The organism is Streptosporangium minutum (assembly GCF_002149035.1).
In the GTDB taxonomy this organism is placed as follows: Bacteria; Actinomycetota; Actinomycetes; order Streptosporangiales; family Streptosporangiaceae; genus Streptosporangium; species Streptosporangium minutum.
The window spans coordinates 1-1,666 of sequence record NZ_NGFP01000491.1 but is presented as its reverse complement, the minus strand read 5'-3'; the positions used below and the strand labels follow the sequence as shown (position 1 = coordinate 1,666).

At 66.6% G+C, this 1,666-nt stretch carries 2 protein-coding genes; one reads left to right on the top strand and one right to left on the bottom strand.

The window, feature by feature from the left end:
• On the top strand, nt 1-382 hold a 382-nt coding region (locus tag CA984_RS43940; RefSeq protein WP_165781655.1), incomplete at its 5' end, for an RNA-guided endonuclease InsQ/TnpB family protein.
• A 127-nt stretch (nt 383-509) separates the two neighbouring features.
• Here the strand turns inward: CA984_RS43940 and CA984_RS43935 are convergent.
• The coding region (locus CA984_RS43935; RefSeq protein WP_108724711.1) for a glycoside hydrolase family 18 protein at nt 510-1,666 on the bottom strand (1,157 nt) is incomplete at its 5' end.

The following is a 1,666-nucleotide window of genomic DNA, read 5'->3' as shown; positions in this document are numbered from 1 at the left end:
CAACCACACCATCGCCAAACGCATCGTGACCGAGGCGACACGCACCGGGCAGGGGATCGCCCTGGAAGATCTCCAGGGCATCCGCGACCGGGTACGGCTCCGTAAGCCCCAGCGGGTCACGCTGCATTCGTGGAGCTTCCACCAGCTCGGCCGGTTCATTGCCTACAAGGCGGCCCGTGCCGGTGTCGCCGTGGTCTACGTGGACCCGGCCTACACCTCGCAAGGCTGCTCGGCCTGCGGGCACGTGGACAAGAAGAACCGGCCCGACCAGGAAACCTTTCTCTGTACGTCGTGCGGCTTCGCTGAGCACGCCGACGTCAACGCAGCTCGTAACATCGCCGCACGCGGTGTCACAAGCTGGGCAGTGAGTCACGCTGCCTGACGCGGACCAAACCGTCGAAGCCACCGACGGCGAGGAGCTGCAAGCTCAGTCCTTCAGGGCTGAGAAGCTGACAAACGACTCGACCCCCCGCGGCGTGACGCGCACGGAGGGCCGAGTGTTCGAAATGCTACTTGAGTCCGTTGGAGATCGCGCTGATGAGTTCGCCGTTGGCGGTGTCGCCGCTGGTCTCCCAGAAGAACGCGCCGCCCAGACCCTGGTTCTTGGCGTAGGTCATCTTGCCCGTGATGGTGGCCGGGGTGTCGTAGCCCCACCACTGGCCGTTGCAGAAGCCGTAGGCCGTGCCACCGATAGTGCCGGTGGCGGGGCACTTGGTCTTGAGGACCTTGTAGTCCTCGTTGCCCGCCTCATAGGTGCCCGGGGCGGCGCCGGTGGCGGTGCCACCCGGAGCCGCCTGGGTCACGCCGGTCCAGCCGCGGCCGTAGAAGCCGATGCCGAGCAGGATCTTGCTGGCGGGAACGCCCTTGCCCTTGAGCTTCTGGATCGCGGCGTCGGAGTTGTAGCCGTCCTTCGGAATGCCGGGGTAGGCGGTCAGGGGCGAGTGCGGAGCCGTCGGGCCCTTGGCGTCCCAGCTACCGAAGAAGTCGTACGTCATCGGCATGATCCAGTCGAGGTACTGAGCCCCGCCGGCGTAGTCGGCGACGTCCATCTTGCCGCCGGTGGAACCGTCGGCGGTGATCGCCGAAGTGATCAGGGCGTTGGGGCCGAACTTGGCGCGCAGCGCGGACAGGACGTTCTTGTACGCCGCCGGGCCGCTGGTGTCACAGGTCAGACCGCAGGCGTTCGGGTACTCCCAGTCGATGTCGATGCCGTCGAAGACATCGGCCCAACGCGGGTCCTCGACCATCTTGTAGCAGGAGTCGGCGAACGCGGCCGGGTTGGCCGCGGCCTGGGTGAAGCCGCCGGACCAGGTCCAGCCGCCGATGGAGTAGATGACCTTGATGTTCGGGTAGGCCTTCTTCAGCTTGCGGAGCTGGTTGAAGTTGCCGCGCAGCGGCTGGTCCCAGGTGTCGGCGACGCCGTCGACGCTCTGGTCCGCGGTGTAGGCCTTGTCGTAGTCGGCGTAGGAGTCGCCGATCGAGCACCTGCCGCCGGCGGAGTTGCCGAAGGCGTACAGGATGTGCGTCAGCTTCGCCGCCGAACCGCTCGTGACCAGGTTCTTCACGTGGTAGTTGCGGCCGTAGACGCCCCATTCGGTGAAGTAACCGACGACCTTCTTGCCCGAGGGGTCAGGGCCGACGGTGGGGGTGACCGTCGGCCCTGACC